A 20970-nucleotide genomic window follows, 5' to 3' on the forward strand; every position below is an offset into this window, starting at 1 on the left:
TCGACCACTTCATGAACCGCCGTTCTCCCGTCTGCCCGCCTTTTTCGAGCATGTCTTCCCCTGCCGACGCGTCCAATTGGCGTGTACTGGCGTTTCTGGCCGGCATGGTGGCGCTATGGACCATCCTGTGCGCCGTCAGTCACCGGGCGCCAGACCTGGACGGCATGGAAGAGCTGGTCTGGGCGTCCAGCCTGGAACTGGGTTACTACAAGCACCCGCCCTTGCCGTCCTGGTTCATGTACGGGCTGACCCAATTTTTTGGGCGCCCCGTATGGCTGACTTTCCTGGGTGCGCAGTTGTTCTCCGCCCTGGCCCTATGGTTTATCTGGCTGCTAGGGCGGGAATTCACCACGCCGCGCCTGGCCTTCATGGTCATGTTGATAACGTCCACATGCATCTACTTTTCCTTGCGCGGCACCATCTACAACCACAACACCGTACAGCTATGGTCGATTGCAGCGGCGACATGGCTGTTCTATCGAGCGCTGCGCTATCGCAAGCCGACAACCTGGGTGTGGCTGGGTGCGGTCAGTGCCTTGGCCGTCCTGACCAAGTACAGCGCCGTGATTCAGTTCGCGGCGTTTTTCCTGTTCATGCTGCGCCAGGGCAGCCTGCGCGATACGCGTAACCTACGCGGCATCGCGTGGGCGCTAGCCGCCTTTGCGGTCGTCATCGCTCCACACATCTATTGGTTGGCTATCCATTCATTCCAACCCCTGCGCTATGCCGACAGTTCCCTGGCTGCCAGCGGCTACGCCGATGCGTACCGGCACATACTGGCCTTTACCCTGGACCAGTTGGCGCGCATATCGCCAATGCTGGTGGTATGGATGGGCTGGGCGCTTTGGCACCGTCGCCGTCCAACAACAGATCGGTCGAACGAGAATAAGGGCACGCGGCCGTCCAGCTATGCCGGGGCGCTGTCACCTTGGGACCGCTCCTTCCTGATCTGGGTAGGCCTGGCACCTTTCCTGTCCACGGTGCTGGTGTCCGCAGCGATGGGTACGCGCCTGGTCGCCTCCTGGGGCACGACCTTCTTTATTCTGTTTGGCTTCTATGCCTTGTGGAAGATGCGCGGTGACGAGCGCGAGAATTTGCGGCGGATCGCTGTGCTTGTTATTGCGGTGCAGGTTTTAATGGCCGTCGGCTACGCCGTGGGACGCGGGCCGCTGGCCTGGTATACGGGGCGCGATACCCGCTCGATGTTTCCAGGCGCGCTGATAGCGCAGGAAATGAACGCCGTCTGGCAAAAGCATGTGCCGCAGCTACCCTTGCGTTTGATTGTTTCCGATACCTGGTTGGGCGGCAATATTGCCATTCACACACATGACGATGCGCAAGTGCTGATTGATGGCCGCTACGAAGAGTCGCCATGGCTAAGCAAAGAGACCGCCCTGGACTGCGGCGCCTTGGTGGTCTACAGCAGGAAAACGAAGGGAGATCCCAGCCCGGCGTTGCAAGCCCTGTATCAGAGTGGACAATGGCAAGGGCTGGCCGCCCTGCCCTGGTCTAGGCCGTCCAGCCCCATGATAGACCTGCACTGGGCGGTCATCCCGCCGACGGAGTCATGCCGGGGAAGATGAAGCCGGCCCCAGATGCTCGCCCAGAAAGTCCAGGAAGGAGCGCACCGCGGGTGTCAGCCCCCGCCGCGATCCAAAAACCGCGTGAACAATACCAGGCGGTGGCCGCCAGCCCGGCAAGGCCAGCTCCATTCGGCCATCTGCGAGTTCGTCGCGGCATAGGTAGTCTGGCAAGAGTCCGATGCCGCTGCCGCCCAGCACCGCCAATTTCAGCGTGAGCAGATCGTCAGCAACGAAGCGCGGCGTGTGCATGACGACCTGCTGAGCGCCGTGAGGTCCGAACAAGGTCCAGGGCGTACGTCCATCGGTGGTCGACATGGCCATCGTTGGTAGACGCAGCAGATCGTCGGGGTTTTGCGGCCTACCGTACTCGTCCAATAGGTCGCGGCTTGCCACCAGTAGTGCTTCCGAGTACCCCAAGTGCTTGACGACCAGACTGCCGCTGTCGGCAAGCGAGGCGCGCACGCGCAGCGCCACATCAACGCCCTCCTCCACCAGATCGACCACACGATTGTTGACCTGCATATTGATCTGAACCTGCGGATGCTTGCGGATGTAGTCGGGCAAGAGCTCACCCACGACAGTTTGCGCCAAGGTTACCGGGCACACCACCCGTATCATGCCGCGAGGCTCGGACTGCACCTGCGCAATGGCAGCGTCTGCGGCTTGTGCCTCGTCGCGCATGGCAGAGCAATGTCGATAATAGATTTCCCCGGCAGTGGTCAACGACAACTTGCGAGTCGTCCGTTGAAGCAAACGAGTACCCAGATGCTCTTCCAGACGCGCCACCCGACGAGAGAGGCGCGATTTCGGTACGCCCAGGGATCGTCCGGCGGCCGCAAAGCTGCCTTGGCTGACCACCTCAGCGAAATACAACATGTCGTTCAGATCCTGCATAAGACACCTACTAGGTACATCAATAGAACAATCTATCGCGTTTCCGCCGGCTTATCAATAAAAACAGGCCAATGCATAATGACTACATACGAACAAACCCTAGGACCACCCATGAAACTCCTGCATATCGATTCCAGCATCAATGGCGCCAACTCCGTTTCGCGCAAGCTCACAGCCGACATCGTCGCGCAGTGGACGGCAGACCATCCCGATACCGTGGTCGACTACCTGGATCTGGCGGTACAGACGCCCACACACTTCTCGCGGGACGCGATGGGCTTTCGTCTGCCGCCCAGCGACGCGGCGCTGACCGAATCCCAACAGCGTGAAAATCGCCTTTCCGAAGCGCTGGTGTCTCAGTTCCTGGATGCTGATGTCGTGGTCATCGGTGCGCCGCTCTACAACTTCTCCATTCCCAGCCAATTGAAGGCCTGGATAGATCGCCTGGCCCAAGCCGGCCGAACATTCAAATACACCGAAAACGGCGTGGTTGGCCTGGCAGCAGACAAGATCGTCATCGCCGGACTTAGCCGGGGCGGCATTTACTCCACCAGCGAAGCCGGCCAAGCCATGGAGCATCAGGAAACCTATCTGAAAACCGTCTTCGGTTTCTTCGGCATCACCGACTTTCGCACGGTGCGCGCTGAAGGAACAGACTTAGGGCCGGACAGCCGGGCACAGGCCCTGGAATCGGCGGCCGAAGGCATACGTACATTGGTAGCCCTGGAGCAACAGGTCGCCTGACAGGCAGTACAATCGGGGTAGCCGTGTGCGCCCCGATCCAATCCCGGGTCCGGCGTGCCACACATGCGCACCGGGCCTATCTGTGACCTCCCCTCTTTTTTCCCTACTGCCGCTCGGGCAGCCTGTACTTGATAATCTGGACGCCATGCAGTATCACAGCATGACGCCCATACAGGCAGCCAGCCTGCCGCTTATTCTTGAGGGCCGCGATATCGTCGCACAAGCCAAGACGGGCAGCGGCAAGACTGCGGCCTTTGGCTTGGGCATCGTTCACAGGCTGGAACCGACCGCCTACCATACCCAGGCCCTGGTGCTGTGCCCAACGCGCGAATTGGCAGAACAAGTCGCCAACGAATTGCGCCGGCTGGCACGCGCACTGGGCAACATCAAAATACTGACGCTATGCGGCGGCACGCCGATACGGCCGCAGGTCGAGTCGCTTAAGTTCGGTGCCCATGTGCTGGTCGGCACGCCCGGCCGCATCATGGACCATATAGACCGGCAGACCGTCGATCTGGGCGCTATCCACACCCTGGTGCTGGACGAGGCCGATCGCATGCTGGACATGGGTTTCTTCGATGACGTGGCCAAAATCGTTCGCAACTGCCCCGCTACACGACAAACACTGCTGTTCTCGGCGACATATGCCGACGACATCCGCAAGGCAAGTGCGCGTTTTCTGAAGCAGCCAGCCCAGGTGAAGGTCGAGTCGGTACACGACGCGGGCCAGATCGTGCAGTATTTTTATGAGGTTGAGGGCGACAAGCGCCTTGCGGCCGTGGCTCAGTTGCTCGAGCACTTCCGTCCCGGCTCCACGCTGGCATTTTGCAATACCAAAGCCCAGTGCCGCGACCTGGCCCAGTTCCTGCAAGCACGCGGGTTTAGCGCCCTGGCGCTGCACGGCGACCTGGAGCAGCGTGATCGTGAAGACGTGCTGGTGCAGTTTGCCAATCGCAGCTGCTCGGTGCTGGTTGCAACTGACGTCGCTGCGCGCGGCCTGGATATCGACTCGCTCGATGCCGTCATCAATGCCGAGATCACCCCCGACCCCGAGGTTCACATACATCGCATAGGACGCACGGGCCGCGGCGATGCCAGCGGCTTGGCGCTAAGCCTGTGTGCGCCCCACGAGTTGCGCTGGGCCAACCAGATAGAGCAATACCAGGGTCAGCCCATACAGTGGGCCGCCTTGCGCGCCCTCAAGCCGGCAGCTGGTGGCCGATTGCGCGCGCCCATGGTGACGCTGTGCATACAGGGCGGCAAAAAAGACAAGCTGCGACCGGGAGATCTGCTGGGTGCGCTGACCAAAGACGCCGGCTTTGAAGCCGCCCAGATCGGGAAAATCAATATCCTGGATCAGGTCAGCTTCGTTGCCCTGGAGCGCCATATCGCGCGACAAGCGCACGACAAGCTAAGCAGCGGCAACATTAAAGGACGGCGCTTCAAGATGCGTTTCATGGCCGAGGTCTGACCCGCCCGGCTACAGGCGTTCCTTCAGCCAATGCCCCAATTTGGCGGCCTTGGTGCTTAGGTAGTTTTCGTTGTAGGCATTGCGGTTGACCTGCAGGGGCAGCCGCTCTGCTACCTCTATGCCCAGGTTTTCCATGGCGGCAACCTTGCGCGGGTTGTTGGTCATCAGCTTTAGCGCCGTAATGCCAAAACGATCCAGCATAGGTTTGCACAGATCGTAGCGCCGCATATCGGCCGGGAAGCCCAGCTGCTCGTTGGCCTCTACGGTATCGGCCCCCGCATCCTGCAGCTGATAGGCTCGTATCTTGTTCACCAGCCCGATGCCGCGCCCTTCCTGGCGCAGATAAAGCAGCGCCCCCCGCCCTTCTGCAGCAATAATTTGCATGGCGGACTCGAGTTGCGCACCGCAATCGCAGCGCTGGCTGAACAAGGCATCGCCGGTCAGGCACTCGGAATGGACTCTTGCCAGCACCGGCGCGCCGTCGCCCAGCTCGCCCAGCGTCAGCATCAGATGCTCTTTGGCGGTGGCGCGGTCGATGAAGATGTGAATCTCGAAGGTGGCCCACGGCGTAGGGAGCTTACTGGACGCGATGTAATCCAGCTTATAACTGACCGGGCGTGCCGCCGCGGAATTGGACTGCATAACAACCTCTGTGGAATAAAGCACATCGCTATGATACTTCTGTAGGCCGCCTTGCGTACGAAACTGCGCCAGGACGGACTGTTGCAGAATACAGAGGGCGCTTGAACAAAATGGGCGACCATCGCGGTCGCCCATTTTGCTGCTTGCCTGGAGCCTTACACCTTGACGCCCAGATACTTCTGAATCACAGAATTGTCTTCGTGCAACTGGGCTGGCGTGCCCTCAAAGACCATGTGCCCGTTATTGATCAGATAGCAACGATCGGCCAACGATAAGGCCGCACGTACGTTCTGCTCGACAATAACGATGGTATGGCCGCTCTTTGCCAGCTTGCGACACACTTCGATCAAGTCCTTCACGATCAGCGGGGCCAAGCCTTCGAAAGGCTCGTCCAGCAGAATGATGTTGGCGTTGCGTATCATCGCGCGGGCAACCGCAAGCATTTGCTGCTCGCCACCCGATAACTGCTTGCCGCGATTGCGCTTGCGCTCAGCCAAGCGTGGAAAGGTTTCGTAGATTTCCTCCAGCGTCCGCGCCTTTTCTGCAGTCATGGCCGCAAGTTGCAGGTTTTCCTGCACGGTTATCTGCCCGAAGATACGTCGCTCTTCGGGCACCAACTGGATGCCCCGCCTGGCCAGTTCGTACGGTGGAAGCTTTTGAACCTCAACGCCGTTATGGCGAATGATGCCGCTTTTAGGCTGCACCAATCCCATCAGGGATTTGAGTGTGGTGCTCTTGCCGGCGCCGTTACGCCCCAGCAAGGCCACCACTTCATTTTCTTCCACGCGCATAGACACGTCGAACAGGATATGGGAATCCCCGTAGAAACTATTGATATTGTCGACCTCAAGCAGACTCATGCTCGTCCATCCCTCCGAGGTATGCTGCCTGGACTGCCGGATCAAGCCGGATCTCGTCCGGTGTGCCTTCCGCCAGCTTGCGGCCTTCATAAAGTACGGTAATCCGCTCAGCCAATTCAAACATGGCATCCATGTCGTGCTCGACGACCACCATGCTGCGGCCCTTGCGGATCGATTTAAGTAATCCCACTACGTGTACGCGCTCTTCTGGGCCCAGGCCTGCCAAGGGCTCATCGAACAGCAGTACATTGGCGCCGGTAGCCAGGGCCAGACCAATTTCCAGGCGCCGCTTCTCGCCATAAGGCAGCTCGGACACCACCGTATCGGCCTGGTGCGTCAAGCCCACCAGTTCGATCGCGGCGTTCACCTGCTCGTCCAGCGCGCTGGAGTAATGCAAATTACGCAGCATATCGGCGCGGAACTTGCCGCGGCTGCGGGCCAGCACCGGAATAATGACGTTCTGCCGAACGGTCAGGCGCTCAAAAAGCTGATTGATCTGATAGCTTTTGCTCATGCCCAATTGGCAGACCGCCGTGACGCCAATACCGGTGATCTCTTGACCGCGGAAAAATACCTGGCCCGATGTCGTCGCCAGTTCGCCCGCCAACATGGCAAAGAATGTCGACTTACCGGCGCCATTGGGTCCTATCACGCCCCGCAGCTCGCCTTCCGCGAGCGAGAAGGTAACGTCGCTTACCGCCGTCAACCCGCCATACTGTTTGGTGATACCGCGCGCTTCCAGTACGGGTGCGCCAGGACGATTGCTGGCTATCGGATCGACGATATCCAGTGGCGCAATGGCCTCGGTCCTGGCTTCCCGATCGACGACCTTGGTGGTCCGACTGCGACGCCTGATGTAGTCCAGTATGCCGCCCGCCACGCCGTGCCGCAAAGCCGTGACCAGTATGACGAAGACAATGCCCAGGATGAGTTTCCAGTGCGCGCCCACGCTTGCCACTTGCTGCAGCCCGTCATAGAGATACAGCCAGATGGTGGCACCCAACAGCGGCCCCAGCAGCGTACCCGCTCCGCCCATGACCGTTTGGATAACCAGTTGTGCGGACGTATCGAGCGAGAAAGCATCCGGTGGCATGTACGACTGAAACACACCGAGCAGGCCCCCGGCCAGGCCACCATAGGCGGCGGCGATGACGAACACCGTCAGCTTGTATCCCTGTATGGAATGGCCCAGGGCCAGCGCCCGCTTGGGGTTGCCGCGTATCGCCTTCAGGACGGCCCCAAATGGCGACCGCACTATCCTGCGCGCAATCAGGAAACCGATGAAGAAAAATGCCGCAACAAACCAATACATCGGCCAGCCACTGGAAATATTGATGGTCGTGAAACCCAGTGCTATTTCGGGTGGAGGAACACCGGCGATGCCGTTCTCGCCGCCTGTGTACTCCTTGAACAAAGAGTTTTCCAGGAAGTAGAACATCTCGCCAAAGGCCAGTGTGCTCATGGCAAAGTAGATGCCGGTGCGCCGCAAGGTGAGGTAGCCTATGGCCAGGCCCGCGATGGCCGCAACGATGACGCCTACCAGCAGGGCAAGCAACATGTGCGGCACGATGCCTGAGGTCAACAGGTAAGCGGCAACGAATCCACCGGTGCCATAGAATGCCGACTGGCCAAAAGACAGCAGCCCGGTATAGCCGAACAGCAGGTCAAAGCCCAGACCGAACAAGCCCCAGATCAGTATGCGGGTCAGCAGGTCGGCGCTCATGCCCAGGTGCGGCAACACGAAGGGGCAGCCAGCAAACAGATACCAACAACAATTTCGCCCAGTTGCCGGCGTACGAATGGTTGATTGTGCGTGCTCATTCCCGACCCTCCTGACCCATCAGGCCTTGCGGACGGAAGATAAGAACCAGCGCCATCACCACGAAAAGCATCACGTGTGAATATGCAGGATTGAACATAGAGGTAAGGCTGAGAATTTCGCCGGCGATAATGCCGCCGACAATGGCGCCAGGGAAAGAACCCACGCCACCAATCACGACGACCACGAACGAATCGACAAGTATTCGGTGGCCCATGTCGGGAGATAAGGTAACGATCGGCGAGTCAATGACGCCGGCATAGCCTGCCGCCATCGCTCCGATCCCGAATACCAGCAAAAAGGTACGCTTGACATTGATGCCCAGCGCATTGACCATTTGCGCGTCTTCAATGCCGGCGCGCACGATCAAACCCAGGCTGGTCCGATAAAGGACGTAATACAACACTGCCAGCGTACCGGCCGCGATAGCCAGCGCCTGCAAGCGATAAAGCGGGTAAATGAGCGAGCCAATATGTGCTACGCCCTGACCCCACTCCGGTGTCGGCACCGACAAACTGATGCCGCCATAAATCGAACGCACCAGTTCGACCAGGATGATCCCGATACCGAAAGTGACCAGAATCTGGTCCTCCGGCGGCCTGCCGTAATACATGCGCATCAGGCCGCGCTCGACGATCAGGCCCACCACCAGCGTAAAAATAGCGCCGGCGGCGATTGCTATCAGAAACGAGTCGGTCATCCCATATGCGGTAAAACCGGCATAGGCCCCTACAACGAATAGGGCCCCATGCGCGAAGTTAACAACGCCGAGCGTGCCGTAGATAATGGTCAGGCCTGTACTGATAAGCGCCAGCAACAGGCCTGTCGCAAGCCCGTTGAATAGCTGTGATAAGAACAACGACATGCTCGGCATTCCATCTCCTCCTTCTTTGGTTATATGCCTATACGACTATCGTCGATCACACGTACTCGCCCAGTTTGCAACCCAGCACACCAAGCTCGGGCAAGTTCGCCCGGCCGTCCACGACTTCCACAACTTCGAAGTAATCGTCCGGATTCTTCATGTCCGCCGGCTTCTTGCCACGCACGATCGGGAAGTTGATGACGCCCTGGTGGTCTTCGGCGCGGAAGGTCACATCACCCACCGGGCCTTGACGCACTTCGCCTGCTTCGTATGCCTTGATGACATCGGGCGGGTAGAAGGAACCCGCGCGCTCGCACGCATCGGCCCACAAAACTGTCGTGAGGTAGGCGATGTAGGCGGAGTCTCGTGGCTTGGCGTTGAACTTCTTCTCGAACGCAGTAACGAAGTCCTTCGCAACGGGGTATTGGTCTTGCAAGGTCCACCAGAAACCGGTAGCGCCGTATACGCCCTGCATGATTTCCTCGCCGATTTCCTTCTCCAGGAACGCCGACATGTAAGGCACGACGATGTTCATCCGCTCGAGCAAGCCAAACTGCTTGGCCTGTTTGATCGAGTTCGCGGCATCGGCGCCATACGCAATAACGACCAGTGTGTCGGCGTCGCTGTTGGCGATGTTGATCAGGAAAGAGCTGTAGTCCTTGGCGCCCAGCGGATGCACCTGCGAGCCCACCGTCTTCCAGCCCTGCTTCTCTGTAAACTCGACCATCGAATCGTAGGTGGTGTGACCGTAGGTGTAGTCAGGAACCAGGTAGATGGCCTTGCGGTCCTTGCCCAGGTTCTTGGCCAGTACGGGGGCAATGGCCTGGCAGGCCGTATAAGCGAAGTAGCACAGACGGAAACCATAACGCTGACAATCCACACCCGTCGTTTCGTTCGAACCGCTGATGGCAGGCAGGTAGATCGTGCGTTCGCGATCGCAGACTTTCTGCAGGGCGATTGCAACGGCGCTACTGGTGCTGCCGGAAATCATCATGGCCTTGTTGTTGTGAATGAAACGCGTAGCGGCCTGAACAGCGGTATTGGGCTTGGTCTCTGCATCGGCCACACCGAACTCCACCTTCTTGCCCAACACGCCTTTCTTGGTCAATGGTGAAATCTTCTTGACCTCTTCGGCGCCCGCGTTCAATTGCTCTACAGCAAGCTCATAGCCTTTTTGCTGGTCGGCCCCTTGCGCCGAATAAGGACCGGTAATGTCCAGGGTCAGACCGATGAACACGGTATCGCCCTCCACGCCAGCCGGATAATTGCCGACAGGTTTCTTCTCTTCGGCAGCGACGGCCACACCGGACATGCCAGGCAACAACATGCTGCCTGCAGCGCCGGCGGCGCCCAGCTTGAGCATGGACCGGCGGTCCACACCTTGCTTGATTGATTTTTTGTCTTCCATCCTGAATCTCCTTGTTGAGGTGCCAAAAAAAATATTGACTTCTGGCCGCTCTGCGTCGGCTTCAATGAACTGAACTCGGCCCGCCGCCAGGCGCCGCACCGTCGATGCCCCCGTTATCACCGACGCATTCGAGGCATCGGTGTATAACCGTTGATACTTTGTCCGTGCTACGGATCGGCGTGATCTTGTCTCGATGGCCTGCGGCGTTTTGCGCTTTCCGGCTTTAATAATTCACTTGGTATTTTTTGATCCGTTCAAGCGCAGCTTTCGCGCTCAGTATTAGAAATACAATTTGAAACTTACACAAAACTTACATAACAGCGGCACGCGCATTCATTACAATGCGGCCATGAAAGTGTGGTTCATACTCCTGAGCGTCCTGGCAGCCGTTGCTACCTGGTGTTGGCATACACGGCCCAACTCGCCGGCGAAGGCAGGCTTTGGGCAGCGAGTTCGGCTGATCTCCAGAAGTTTCCTTACTGGCATCGCCGTGTACTTCTGCCTGATGGGGATCGCCCTGATTTACATGACAATTGCGGCTGCTTAGGGCCCGATGGTCGCTCGGCGACAAGACGCTACAATCCGCTTGCATACGCGACAAAAATGAAATGTAATAGTCCTTACATTGCACTCAAGAGCCGCACGGTTTGTAACGTTTCAGGACTCCCACCATGCCCGTTACGCCCTTCCAATTTCTGGCTGCCCTGACGCTGGCGGCGGTCAATATGGTTGCCGCGGCCAACTCGCCGCCCACCTGGCCGGTCAGCCCTTCTCGCCTGGCATTCGACACGCCCTACGGAAAGCTGCAGGTAGCCACCAGCGAATACGTCTACGAGTCCCGGCTGCAGATCGACGGCGCGGACATTACGCCCGAAGTGCGCGGCATCTTGAACATCACCTACGCCTTCAGCTTGCCCAAGGCCCAAGTGGCGCTGGTTTCGGTAAGCACCGGAAACAACATCTGTCCGGTCGCCTACCGATGGGTTACGCTTAAACAGTCGGGCTACACGGTGTCGTCCGAATTCGGCTCATGCTCCGAACAAATTCAGGTGTCTGCCAAAGGGCGCGTCTTTACCATGCGCACGCCCAACAGTCAGAAGCCGGATAAAATCGACATCTACACCTACGACGGGAAAACCATCAAACGCCGCATAGCGGCCCAACCTTGAAGACACAGATTTGAATACAGCAAACAATCAGTCCTGGGGCTTTCTGCACCCGGAATGCCATGGTCAGAATGCCTTGACGTTCTTTAGCTGGGATCTCGCAAAGACGATAGAGCAGCAGTTCGAACTGCATGTCGATTCGTCGCTGGCTGTTCAGTTGCATGAAGCGCAAAAAGCCGTAGATCGGCTACTGAACCAATACGTGCAAATTCAGGCCAACCCCCCCGCCTTCGAGGGTCAGTCCATCAAACTGAAGCTTGAGCACGACGACGACAGTCCCGAAACGCCAGTGCTGGCATTGCAGACTTCGCCTCATCTCGAGTCGCTGATACTTGCGTCGCAGGCGCAGCAGCAGGCGTCGCGCAGCATCAACTGATACGGCGATCGCCCTGGCGGTTTACTTAGCCGCAGGCGCCCAGCGCCCCGCACACGGTGCAGAACTCGCAGCCGTCCTTCTTGATGACGGCAAGGTTGCCGCATTCGGCGCAACGGCTGCCCGCCATGGTCGGGCTTGTTGTTGCCTTGTGCGCCGGCTCGCCAGCCACCACGCCCATCGCGTTGATGGGCATGCCCTCTTCGGTCAGTATGCCCAGCATGGCATAGCGGTGTATGACCAGTTGTGCAACATAGGCCACCGTAGATGGATAATTGGCTTGCCTGTCGTTGCCGGGCACCTGGGCCAGGAAATCGCCGCGCGGTTCTGCGTAGTTCAGCAGCTTGCGCAGCTTCATGCCTATCCATGCGGGATCAATAACCCGCATGTCCAGGCTAAGCAACTTACATAGGCCGTCCAATGCGCGCGGGTGTGCACCTGTCAGCCACATGCTGTACGGACGTCTGCTGCCGTCGGGCATCTGCAGCTCTTTCAGCATCAGCACAAAATCGTCTGCGGTCGCCGGATTGCGTACATCGGCGACCCAGGCCAGAGTGCCGTCTGTGCCGGTGCGCGGCTCGCGAGGCGCGAACAGCGCGTTCAAGACGGGCGACGGATCGTCATCCGTGGGTGTTAGCGCATGAAGATCGTTGTAGCGCCACTCGACCAGCCTAGCCAACGCGGCAGTCGCACTGGGCACCGTGGTCAGCTTACCTGTTGGCGGCATAGGCATCTGGAAGCTGTCGCCATAAGCATGGGCCAGCACTGACAGCTTTTTGCGCAGCCAGCCCTTATCGTTGGCGCGCATGTCGGTCGACAAGGTCTTGGCAATGGCGTCCAGCCCACGGGGCGGCTGGCCACCCAATACCCAAACCTCGAATGGCACCTTGTCATGGTCGGCGACCGCGATGGCGAATTCGCCTTGCGGCGTGACGATGGTTTCGCTGACCCAGCCTGATGCGCCGGCTGGTAAGTCGGGGCGCGATGGCCAGCGCAAGGACGCCAGAGGCGGGCTCATGGCGACCTCGGTCAGCACCAGGCGCTTATCTTGTTCGGAAAGGGTAATAGGCTGCGGCGTGCCGGCCTGGTCTGCTGCAGCCGTGGGTACGGACAGGACGGCCCCCAGTATGGTATTGGGCCGGTATGTGGTGATGCCCTTCAAGCCTTTGTGCCAGGCCTGCATGTATAAGTCTTTGAAGTTGTCGTAGGGATAATCGACGGGCACATTGACCGTCTTGGAGATAGCAGCGTCGACATAGGGTGCGACCGCAGCAACCATCAGCATGTGGTCAATGGCCGAGATTTCCAGTGCCGACACAAATGCATCGGGCAAGGCGTCGGTGTCGCCACCCAGGGCGCGGAAGACCCGGTAAGCGTGATCCTCAACAGTGTAATTCTTGCGACTGCCATCGGCCATGCGCTTGCTGCGTTGGTAGGTCCAGGAAAATGCCGGCTCGATGCCATTGGAGGCGTTGTCGGCGAAGGCCAACGATATCGTCCCCGTAGGAGCAATCGAAATCAGGTGGGAGTTGCGCAAGCCATGCTGGCGTATCTGGGCCTTGATGGCCTCAGGCAACCGTGAAGCGAAACCGGCCTGAAGATACTTCTCGGCGTCAAACAGGGGGAAGGCGCCCCGTTCCTGGGCCAGCTCGATCGATGTCTGGTAAGCGGCATCCCGTAGTTGCTCTGCAAGTTCGGCAGCCAATGCGCGGCCCTGCTCAGAGTCGTAACGTATGCCGAGCATGATCAGGGCGTCGCCCAGCCCGGTGAAACCCAGCCCCAGACGTCGCTTGGCGTCGGCTTCGAGCTGTTGTTCTTCCAGTGGCCATTTGGTGACGATAAGCACGTTGTCCAACATGCGCACGGCAAGCCGGGCCACCTTTTTCATGGTGTCAAAGTCGAAACGGGCGCTCTTGGTAAACGGATCGACCACATAAGAAGTCAGATTAAGGCTGCCCAGGCAGCAGCAGCCATGATCGGGCAGCGGTTGCTCGCCGCAGGGGTTCGTAGCCTCGATGATTTCGCAATACGACAGGTTGTTGTCGGCGTTGATGCGATCCATGAAAAGCACGCCCGGCTCTGCTGCCGCGTAGGTACTTTGCATGATGGCGTCCCAGACGTCTCGGGCCCGGACCGATCGATAAACCCACAAGCCGTCGTCCCGCAGGTAGGCTCCTTCGTCCTTCAGCTTGGCATTCGGTTCAGCGGCATGAGCGAGCTCAAAGTCGGCATCGGCTTCCACCGCCTTCATGAAAGCATCAGTCACGCCGACCGAGACATTGAAGTTATTCAGTTCGCCGGCTTGCCGCTTGGCCCCGATAAATGCCATGACGTCCGGATGCGTGACGTCAAGTACGGCCATCTGTGCACCGCGGCGCGCACCCGCTGATTCGACCGTCTCGCACGAGCGGTCGAAAACGCGCATGTAAGACAGTGGACCCGAAGCGCTGCTGCCTGTGCCTTTTACCAAGGCGCCCTGCGGCCGTATCGCCGAAAAGTTATAGCCCACGCCACCGCCGCGCCGCATGGTTTCAGCTGCCTGCGCCAGTGCCTTATAGATGCCCGGCTTGCCTTGCACCGTTTCGGTGATGGAGTCGCCCACGGGCTGTACGAAGCAGTTGATGAGGGTGCTGTCCAACCGGGTGCCGGCGGCGCTGTTGATTCGGCCGGCCGGCACAAAGCCATGCTGCATGGCCCATAGGTATTCGCTGGTGTACTTCTTGCGATGCTCGGGTGCCTCGGCCCGGGCCAGCGCCGTCGCTACGCGTGTACGCACTTGATCTATGCTGGTTTCGCCGTCCTTGGCGTATTTTTCCAGCAGGACTTCGGTGGAAATGGTTTGCGATTGTGCAAGTGTAATGGCGGGGTTTTCCAGCTGTTTCATGATGGCTTCCTAGCCGCCCGCGGCACGGAAAATCGCGTAGCCGAATCAGCGGCCCTGATCCATTTAACGATAGCACAAGGAAGCGACAAGATCAGGCAGTCAGCCCCAGATGATCCACCAGTATCATCGTACCAATCCCGATCAGTATCGCGCCGCCGACTACCTCCGCCCGGCGTCCTGCCAAGCTGCCGAGCAGCCTTCCCAGCATGACACCCACCACCACCATCAACAGCGTGGTGCAGCCTATCGCCACCGAGGTGGAAACAATATTGACATCGATGAAAGCCAGGCCAACGCCCACCGCCATGGCGTCTATGCTGGTTGCAAAACCGGTAGCCGCCAGCAGCCAGAACGAATGCTTGATGCGCTTGTCCTGGGATACCGCTTGCGGCTTGCAACCGTTGCGGATCATCACCAGACCCAGCCCGCCCAATAGCGCGAATGCGATCCAGTGGTCCCAAGCCGATACAAACGGCGCGGCCACCAAGCCCAGGGCCCACCCGATCACCGGCGTGATCCCTTCGATCACGCCAAAAATCAAGCCAGTGCGCAGCGCCTCGGCAAACCGGGGCTTATGGAGTGCCGCGCCTTTTCCGATGGCGGCGGCGAACGCATCCGCCGACATGGCGAGCGCAAGCAGCGCCGTCGTTGCGAAGTTCACGACTTAGCGACGGCCACTTAGGGCTTTGGCGATTTTCTGATCTGTCTTGTATTGGCTCAGGGCGTAGACTGCCCAGATGGTGGCGGGTATCCAACCTATAAGCGTGAGCTGCAGAATCAGACAGATGATTCCAGCAATCGGACGGCCTATCGTGAAGAAAGTAAGCCAGGGAAGCAGCAGTGCTATGAGTAGGCGCATGATCCTGAAGTTGCTGTTAAAAAGAGGGCTAAGTTTACCTGATGACCGCGCCTGGGGTCGCGCCGTTGGCAGACGTGAGACCCTGAAATTGGCGTAGCCCGGCCATAGGCGTAAAATTTGTGAAGAATAAACCAACAAGGACCCGAAATTGTTTCCAGCAAGACTGACTGATGGCTATCAATGTTTTCTCAATGGACGCTTGGCCCGCGAGAGACAACGTTACGAAGAACTCGAAAAATCCGGACAACATCCAGAGATCATGGTCATAGGCTGTGGAGACTCGCGCGTGGCACCGGAAACCATCTTCGACGCCAACCCCGGTGAGATATTCGTTGTCCGCAACATCGCCAACCTTGTGCCGCCCTGCGAACCCGATACCGAAAGGTCATTTCACGGTACCAGCGCTGCGATCGAGTTCGGCGTCAACGCATTAAAAGTCAAACACATCGTGGTGCTGGGTCACGCAAGCTGCGGCGGCGTATCGGCCTTCGCCAACCAGGCCGCTCCCCTTAGCAAAAGAGACTTTATCGGCAAGTGGATGTCGCAGATTGCCCCCGTCGCCGAGCGGCTGGGACCGCCGGACGGTGATCGGCAAAGCTGGATACAGCGGCTGGAATGGGCGGTGGTCGAATACAGCCTCGAAAATCTGATGACCTTCCCTGCCGTTATCGAAGCGGTCGAAGAAGGCTCGCTGCAGTTGCATGGCGCGTATTTCGGCGTTGGCACGGGCGTGCTCTTCATACGAGACCCTTCCACCGGCAAGTTTGCGCCGTACTGCGAACCGGATCTCACCGAAGCGACTACAATATAGGCCCCCTCCTGTGTAGTTGCTTGATTCCCCAATGATTATCCTCAAGAACGTGACCTTGCGTCGCGGCAGCAAAGTATTGCTGGACAAAACGTCTGTCACGCTCAACCCCGGTGAAAAAGTAGGCTTGGTCGGTCGCAACGGCGCCGGCAAATCCTCACTTTTTGCAGTGCTCAACGGCACCTTGCATGAAGACGGCGGCGAGTTTTCCATTCCCGCCCAGTGGCGCATGTCTCAAGTAGCCCAAGACATGCCTGAAACATCGCAAAGCGCCACCGACTTCGTTGTCGAAGGCGACACCTCCTTGCTGGCTGCGCAGACCGAAGTTACGGCCGCCGAAGACAGCGAGGACGGCATGCGCATGGCCCATGCCTACATGGCTCTGCATGACGCAGGCGCCCACGACGCACCGGCGCGCGCACAAGCGCTTATCCTGGGTTTGGGATTCAGCGTGGCTGAGCTGGATCAGCCCGTCAACAGCTTCTCGGGTGGGTGGCGCATGCGTCTTCAGTTGGCACGCGCCCTGATGTGCCCATCAGATCTGCTTCTGCTCGATGAGCCCACCAACCACCTGGATCTTGATGCCTTGGTATGGCTGGAGGCTTGGTTGAAGCATTATGCCGGCACCATAGTCGTGATCAGCCATGATCGGGAATTCCTGGATGCGGTCACCGACGTCACCTTGCATATCGATCAAGGCAAGCTCGTGCGCTACGGCGGCAATTACAGCAAGTTCGAAGACATGCGCAGCGAGCAAATGCTGCTGCAGCAGGCGGCGCATGCCAAACAGCAAGAGAAAGCCGCCCACCTTCAAAAGTTCATTGATCGCTTCAAGGCCAAGGCCAGCAAGGCCAAGCAAGCGCAAAGCCGGGTCAAGGCATTGGAGCGCATGGAGAAGATCGCGCCTATGCTGGCCGATGCCGAATTCCAATTCCAGTTCAAAGAGCCAGCCAGCCTGCCTAATCCAATGCTGTCCATGTCAGGTGCCAGCTTCGGCTATCCCGCAGCGCCGGACGCACCCGCCGGAACCCCGCCATCGGTCATCGTGCAAAATATCAATCGTTCGGTATTGGCCGGCCAGCGTATCGGCATACTGGGCGCCAATGGGCAAGGGAAATCCACGCTGGTGAAAACCATAGCCGGTGCACTACAAGCGACGGCGGGCGAAATCATCACCGGCAAGGGACTGAACATCGGCTACTTCTCGCAACAGGAGCTGGACGTCGTTCGGCCGGAAGAAACACCCCTGGAACACATGATCAGGCTGGTACGCGACACACCCGCGGCCACCCGTCCCAGCGCAATGGACTGCCGCGAGCAAGGCTTGCGCAACTTCCTGGGTACCTTCAATTTCAACGGCGACATGGTCAAGCAGAAAGTGGGCAGCATGAGTGGCGGCGAGAAAGCACGCCTGGTGTTGTGCATGATTGTGTGGCAGCGGCCCAATCTATTGTTGCTGGATGAGCCCACCAACCACCTGGATTTGGCCACGCGCGAGGCGCTGAGCGTAGCCTTGAACGAGTTCGAAGGGTCCGTGATGCTGGTAAGCCATGATCGCGCACTGCTGCGCTCGGTATGCGATGAGTTCTGGCTGGTATCACGCGGCGGCATGTCCGACTTCGACGGGGATCTGGACGATTATCAGGTTTACTTGCTGGACGAAGCGAAGCGACAGCGGGAAACTGCAGCGTCGGCTCGCAAGGCGGCCTGATTCATTTCCCAGTCGCGCACTTGGTCCCGGGCCCACCCGGGCGGGGCCGAGCCGACCTGCTAGCCTTTAATTAGCGCTGCGACGCAGCTTGGCGGCCGCAGCCCGGTTCAGACGCCTGGCCTCTTCCTCGGCATAGGCCTCTTCCCCTGGCTCGTACCTGCCTTCGTACATGCAGCTGCTACGGTTCCATGTGCACGGGTTAAACAAGCCCGGACTACGGCTTGATGCGCTGGGGCCAGCCTCGGGGCTCCCCGTAGAGCAGCCGGATATGACCGCGGCGAGAAACAATACTGCGCCACATCGGCTCAATGTCTGGATGAACATGCTTGCTGGCCCCACGGTGATGCTATTGCTGGTTTTATAGCACCACTTGAAGGTCACTGTTGGTAGCAAGCAATCACATTTGCTCGCCTGGCAGTTTGCGGGCTTGCGTTTACCCAAGCGAAAAACTGTTGATTATATTTAGCCAGATAAAATAGCGAAACCATCAACTGCATGAGTTCGCCCATGATCCACCACTTAGACCACTTGGTGCTTACAACAACAGACGAGAAGGCATGCATCGACTTTTATGTCGGCCTCCTGGGTATGACTTTGGTAAGTTTTGGCGAGGGGCGAAAAGCGTTGAGCTTCGGACAGCAAAAAATAAACCTCCATGTCAAAGGTTCAGAATTCGAGCCCAAGGCGCATCTGCCGGTGCCCGGCGCACTGGACTTATGCTTTATTGCAGATCGGCCATTGGACGATGTGATCTCCACGCTGCAGACGAAAGGCGCCAATATCATTGAAGGTCCGGTATACCGGACGGGGGCCATGGGATCCATACGCTCGATCTACTTGCGGGATCCCGACCTGAACCTGATCGAGATATCCGAGCAAAGCGTTGGCTGATTATCGAGGCCGCATCCGCTTTCCCCGCCAGAATACGAACAGCCCGAAAACGAACACTACCCAATAGAACAAGCCTACGCTGGAAGTCATCATCTCAAAGAAGGCGATCACGCCGCCCTGCTCGCACCCTCCGGTGCGGGCATCCACTGCACATTGCAATGCCGATCGCCAAAACGCCACCGCGATCGAACCTACCGCAATGTTCGCTCCTACGATCATCAGGAGCGCTCCCAGTCTACGCATCCCAATCTCCTTAGAAAAAGAAGCCACTGCTGCCGACCAGCCAGTTGCGTGCCTACGTAGGAACATCCTGGGCATAGCGCTTGCTTGGTACTTCCGTAGACCGCGTGACGGCAGTTCGGCCAGAACTACCCACGCGGTACGCAAGAGAGCCTTAATGGGCAATCAAACGTTTAGGAGCTTTATCCATGAACAAAGACCAAGTAAAAGGCGTAGCCAAAGAAATCAAGGGCGGCGTCAAGGAAACAGTGGGCAACGTGGCCAACGATCCCGAAACGGAGCTTGAAGGAAAAGTCGAAAAAAACGTAGGCACAGCACAACGCAAAGTCGGCGACACCAAGGAAGCAATCAAGGACGCCACCAAACCTCGCTAAGACAGATAGCGTCGTTCGCTAGAACGTTAGCGGCTCAGCCCCTCCTTGCGAGGGGCTGTTGTTTATGGCGATACGTTTACTGGCGCAATCAACTCGTTTCAGCGGGTTTGGCAAGCTCTAGCTTTGCGCGCTCGGATGCCTGCCCGTCGCTATGGTAGTACAGCAAATATGCAATCCACATCAGCGCCACGACGCCTAGGCCAACCAGGGCCCGCTTGCTGATACCGGCTACCGGGTCAGTTTTATCGGCTGCCGGTCGCGCGGTCACCAGGCAAAAACCCAGAACACATGCGGACACGACGACTAGCAGGGTGAACATGCGGGCCCCTCCTCGGCAATGTAAGCAAAGGCTACCACATTAGGTATTATTCGGGCTACTGACTCAGGGCCCTCCTTCGAGCTGGGCCGGACACAATGAACCGAGTTCACGCCCGACACCGTCTCTACGCCCATTGATGGCTCAGATACGCCGCTTGATTCCATCAAGATCATCGCCGGTCGTCAGGCAGTCGCCCGACGCAAGCCACTCAAGTACGCGCACGCCCGCTTTCCCATTGCGTTCGTTCAGTACATAGCCCGAGCACACCAGCCGTCCCTGCTCGTCCTCTCTGGCCGATTCCAGGAACGCAATATGTCCCGAAGCCGTAAGATACAGATCAATATCGAAGATGGTGCCTCCCGCAGCTCTTAGCCTGGCGTTGGTGTCGCTGTGGTCGGGCTTGCGTCGAGACATCGGAAATCGGGAAGGACTGCCGCCTTCAAGGCGGGCAGTGACATCCCGCATGATAAGCACCAATTGATCGCCCGCCGCTCCGGGGTCGGATAGCCGCAGCGTATCAACTTCCATCCAGATGTAGTCGCCCGTTTTCCTGCGCATCCGAAGCATGGTGGGCGTACGATGCTCACTGGGCTCCCCGGTTTCCCTATAGGCCTCGGCGGCGGTCGGAAGATCCTGCGGATGGATAAATGAATCAGGCCTTCTTCCCACCATCTGCTCTGGGTCCCACCCGAGCAAGGCAGTGCACGAGCGCGCAACGTAAGTCATGACATGGTCCGGACCGACCACACAAATCAAATCATGAGAATGCTCTGCCAGGAAGTGGAATGGTGGTTCATTCATGGGCGCCCCGTATATTCCCGATAATCCAGCAAATATACGCACCCTTGTGGCGAAAAATACGGCACTAACTGTCAAAGAATGCAAAGAACCATTGAGGATATACCCGTGCTGCGCCAGTCCCGAACCCCTAAAAAAACAAAAAGGCCAACCCCGAAGAATTGGCCTAAGTGTTTGATTTTACTGGTGGGCTGTGACAGGCTCGAACTGTCGACCTACGGATTAAGAGTCCGCTGCTCTACCAACTGAGCTAACAGCCCG

Annotated in this window: 21 protein-coding genes and 1 tRNA gene; 9 read left to right on the top strand and 13 right to left on the bottom strand. The window is 58.4% G+C overall.

The window, feature by feature from the left end:
* Window positions 1-11 precede the first annotated feature (11 nt).
* On the top strand, window positions 12-1583 hold the full coding sequence (locus CKA81_RS07315; protein ID WP_228255813.1) for a glycosyltransferase family 39 protein: 1572 nt from the start codon (window positions 12-14) through the stop codon (window positions 1581-1583).
* Here the strand turns inward: CKA81_RS07315 and CKA81_RS07320 are convergent.
* Complete coding sequence (locus CKA81_RS07320) at window positions 1566-2477, bottom strand: LysR family transcriptional regulator (protein WP_128354714.1); 912 nt, start codon at window positions 2475-2477, stop codon at window positions 1566-1568. The two genes, CKA81_RS07315 and CKA81_RS07320, sit on opposite strands and share 18 nt — an antisense overlap.
* 111 nt (window positions 2478-2588) lie before the next feature.
* Between CKA81_RS07320 and CKA81_RS07325 the strand changes: the two genes are divergently transcribed.
* Together CKA81_RS07325 and dbpA are read left to right on the top strand one after the other, a co-directional pair.
* Window positions 2589-3221 carry an FMN-dependent NADH-azoreductase gene (locus CKA81_RS07325; protein ID WP_128354715.1) on the top strand — a complete coding sequence of 211 codons (633 nt, stop codon included), beginning with the start codon at window positions 2589-2591 and terminating at the stop codon, window positions 3219-3221.
* 82 nt (window positions 3222-3303) lie between these two features.
* A complete protein-coding gene (gene dbpA, locus CKA81_RS07330) occupies window positions 3304-4692 on the top strand; it encodes an ATP-dependent RNA helicase DbpA (RefSeq protein WP_128354716.1) in 1389 nt (462 codons plus the stop codon).
* 9 nt (window positions 4693-4701) lie between these two features.
* Here dbpA and ribA read toward each other — a convergent pair whose 3' ends face one another.
* The 5 genes from ribA to CKA81_RS07355 form a co-directional block, all read right to left on the bottom strand.
* On the bottom strand, window positions 4702-5334 hold the full coding sequence (gene ribA / locus CKA81_RS07335) for a GTP cyclohydrolase II (protein WP_128354717.1): 633 nt from the start codon (window positions 5332-5334) through the stop codon (window positions 4702-4704).
* Window positions 5335-5489: 155 nt separating this feature from the next.
* Window positions 5490-6194: an ABC transporter ATP-binding protein gene (locus tag CKA81_RS07340; protein ID WP_128354718.1), complete on the bottom strand. Its 705-nt coding sequence runs from the start codon at window positions 6192-6194 to the stop codon at window positions 5490-5492.
* Entirely contained in the window at window positions 6181-7917 is a 1737-nt protein-coding gene (locus CKA81_RS07345) for a branched-chain amino acid ABC transporter ATP-binding protein/permease (protein WP_128354719.1), read from the bottom strand. Before CKA81_RS07345 ends, CKA81_RS07340 begins: the two co-directional genes overlap by 14 nt.
* A gap of 94 nt (window positions 7918-8011) precedes the next feature.
* Window positions 8012-8878 carry a branched-chain amino acid ABC transporter permease gene (locus CKA81_RS07350; protein ID WP_228255814.1) on the bottom strand — a complete coding sequence of 289 codons (867 nt, stop codon included), beginning with the start codon at window positions 8876-8878 and terminating at the stop codon, window positions 8012-8014.
* A 55-nt stretch (window positions 8879-8933) separates the two neighbouring features.
* Window positions 8934-10286: a substrate-binding protein gene (locus tag CKA81_RS07355; protein ID WP_128354721.1), complete on the bottom strand. Its 1353-nt coding sequence runs from the start codon at window positions 10284-10286 to the stop codon at window positions 8934-8936.
* Window positions 10287-10957: 671 nt separating this feature from the next.
* On the opposite strand from CKA81_RS07355, the gene CKA81_RS07360 reads away from it, so the two are divergent.
* Window positions 10958-11455, top strand: coding sequence for a hypothetical protein (locus CKA81_RS07360; RefSeq protein ID WP_128354722.1), 498 nt, complete (start codon window positions 10958-10960; stop codon window positions 11453-11455).
* 10 nt (window positions 11456-11465) lie between these two features.
* Entirely contained in the window at window positions 11466-11828 is a 363-nt protein-coding gene (locus tag CKA81_RS07365) for a hypothetical protein (RefSeq protein WP_128354723.1), read from the top strand.
* A gap of 25 nt (window positions 11829-11853) precedes the next feature.
* Here CKA81_RS07365 and CKA81_RS07370 read toward each other — a convergent pair whose 3' ends face one another.
* The 3 genes from CKA81_RS07370 to CKA81_RS07380 all read right to left on the bottom strand — a co-directional run bounded on the left by CKA81_RS07370 (window position 11854) and on the right by CKA81_RS07380 (window position 15568).
* On the bottom strand, window positions 11854-14709 hold the full coding sequence (locus tag CKA81_RS07370) for an adenosylcobalamin-dependent ribonucleoside-diphosphate reductase (protein WP_128354724.1): 2856 nt from the start codon (window positions 14707-14709) through the stop codon (window positions 11854-11856).
* A 91-nt stretch (window positions 14710-14800) separates the two neighbouring features.
* A complete protein-coding gene (gene mntP, locus CKA81_RS07375; protein ID WP_128354725.1) occupies window positions 14801-15370 on the bottom strand; it encodes a manganese efflux pump MntP in 570 nt (189 codons plus the stop codon).
* Window positions 15371-15373: 3 nt separating this feature from the next.
* Window positions 15374-15568 carry a YqaE/Pmp3 family membrane protein gene (locus CKA81_RS07380; RefSeq protein ID WP_128354726.1) on the bottom strand — a complete coding sequence of 65 codons (195 nt, stop codon included), beginning with the start codon at window positions 15566-15568 and terminating at the stop codon, window positions 15374-15376.
* Window positions 15569-15716: 148 nt separating this feature from the next.
* Between CKA81_RS07380 and CKA81_RS07385 the strand changes: the two genes are divergently transcribed.
* From CKA81_RS07385 to CKA81_RS07400, 3 genes are all read left to right on the top strand, one after another.
* Complete coding sequence (locus CKA81_RS07385) at window positions 15717-16379, top strand: carbonic anhydrase (RefSeq protein ID WP_128354727.1); 663 nt, start codon at window positions 15717-15719, stop codon at window positions 16377-16379.
* Between the two features lie 31 nt (window positions 16380-16410).
* Window positions 16411-18087 (top strand): ABC-F family ATP-binding cassette domain-containing protein, encoded by a 1677-nt coding sequence (locus CKA81_RS07390; protein ID WP_128354728.1) that lies wholly within the window; start codon window positions 16411-16413, stop codon window positions 18085-18087.
* Between the two features lie 507 nt (window positions 18088-18594).
* Window positions 18595-18978 (top strand): VOC family protein, encoded by a 384-nt coding sequence (locus CKA81_RS07400; protein WP_128354730.1) that lies wholly within the window; start codon window positions 18595-18597, stop codon window positions 18976-18978.
* Here the strand turns inward: CKA81_RS07400 and CKA81_RS07405 are convergent, their stop codons facing one another.
* Window positions 18979-19221 (bottom strand): hypothetical protein, encoded by a 243-nt coding sequence (locus CKA81_RS07405; RefSeq protein ID WP_128354731.1) that lies wholly within the window; start codon window positions 19219-19221, stop codon window positions 18979-18981.
* 185 nt (window positions 19222-19406) lie between these two features.
* Here CKA81_RS07405 and CKA81_RS07410 point away from each other — a divergent pair, with 185 nt between their 5' ends.
* Complete coding sequence (locus CKA81_RS07410; protein WP_128354732.1) at window positions 19407-19592, top strand: CsbD family protein; 186 nt, start codon at window positions 19407-19409, stop codon at window positions 19590-19592.
* An 88-nt stretch (window positions 19593-19680) separates the two neighbouring features.
* Here the strand turns inward: CKA81_RS07410 and CKA81_RS07415 are convergent, their stop codons facing one another.
* The 3 genes from CKA81_RS07415 to CKA81_RS07425 all read right to left on the bottom strand — a co-directional run bounded on the left by CKA81_RS07415 (window position 19681) and on the right by CKA81_RS07425 (window position 20969).
* The gene (locus CKA81_RS07415; protein WP_128354733.1) at window positions 19681-19911 is read right to left on the bottom strand and encodes a hypothetical protein; all 231 of its coding nucleotides are present in this window, start codon (window positions 19909-19911) and stop codon (window positions 19681-19683) included.
* 141 nt (window positions 19912-20052) lie between these two features.
* Window positions 20053-20712 (bottom strand): PAS domain-containing protein, encoded by a 660-nt coding sequence (locus tag CKA81_RS07420; protein ID WP_128354734.1) that lies wholly within the window; start codon window positions 20710-20712, stop codon window positions 20053-20055.
* A gap of 181 nt (window positions 20713-20893) precedes the next feature.
* A tRNA-Lys gene (locus CKA81_RS07425) sits at window positions 20894-20969 on the bottom strand.
* Window position 20970 lies beyond the last annotated feature (1 nt).

This window comes from Pollutimonas thiosulfatoxidans (genome assembly GCF_004022565.1).
In the GTDB taxonomy this organism is placed as follows: domain Bacteria; phylum Pseudomonadota; class Gammaproteobacteria; order Burkholderiales; family Burkholderiaceae_B; genus Pusillimonas_D; species Pusillimonas_D thiosulfatoxidans.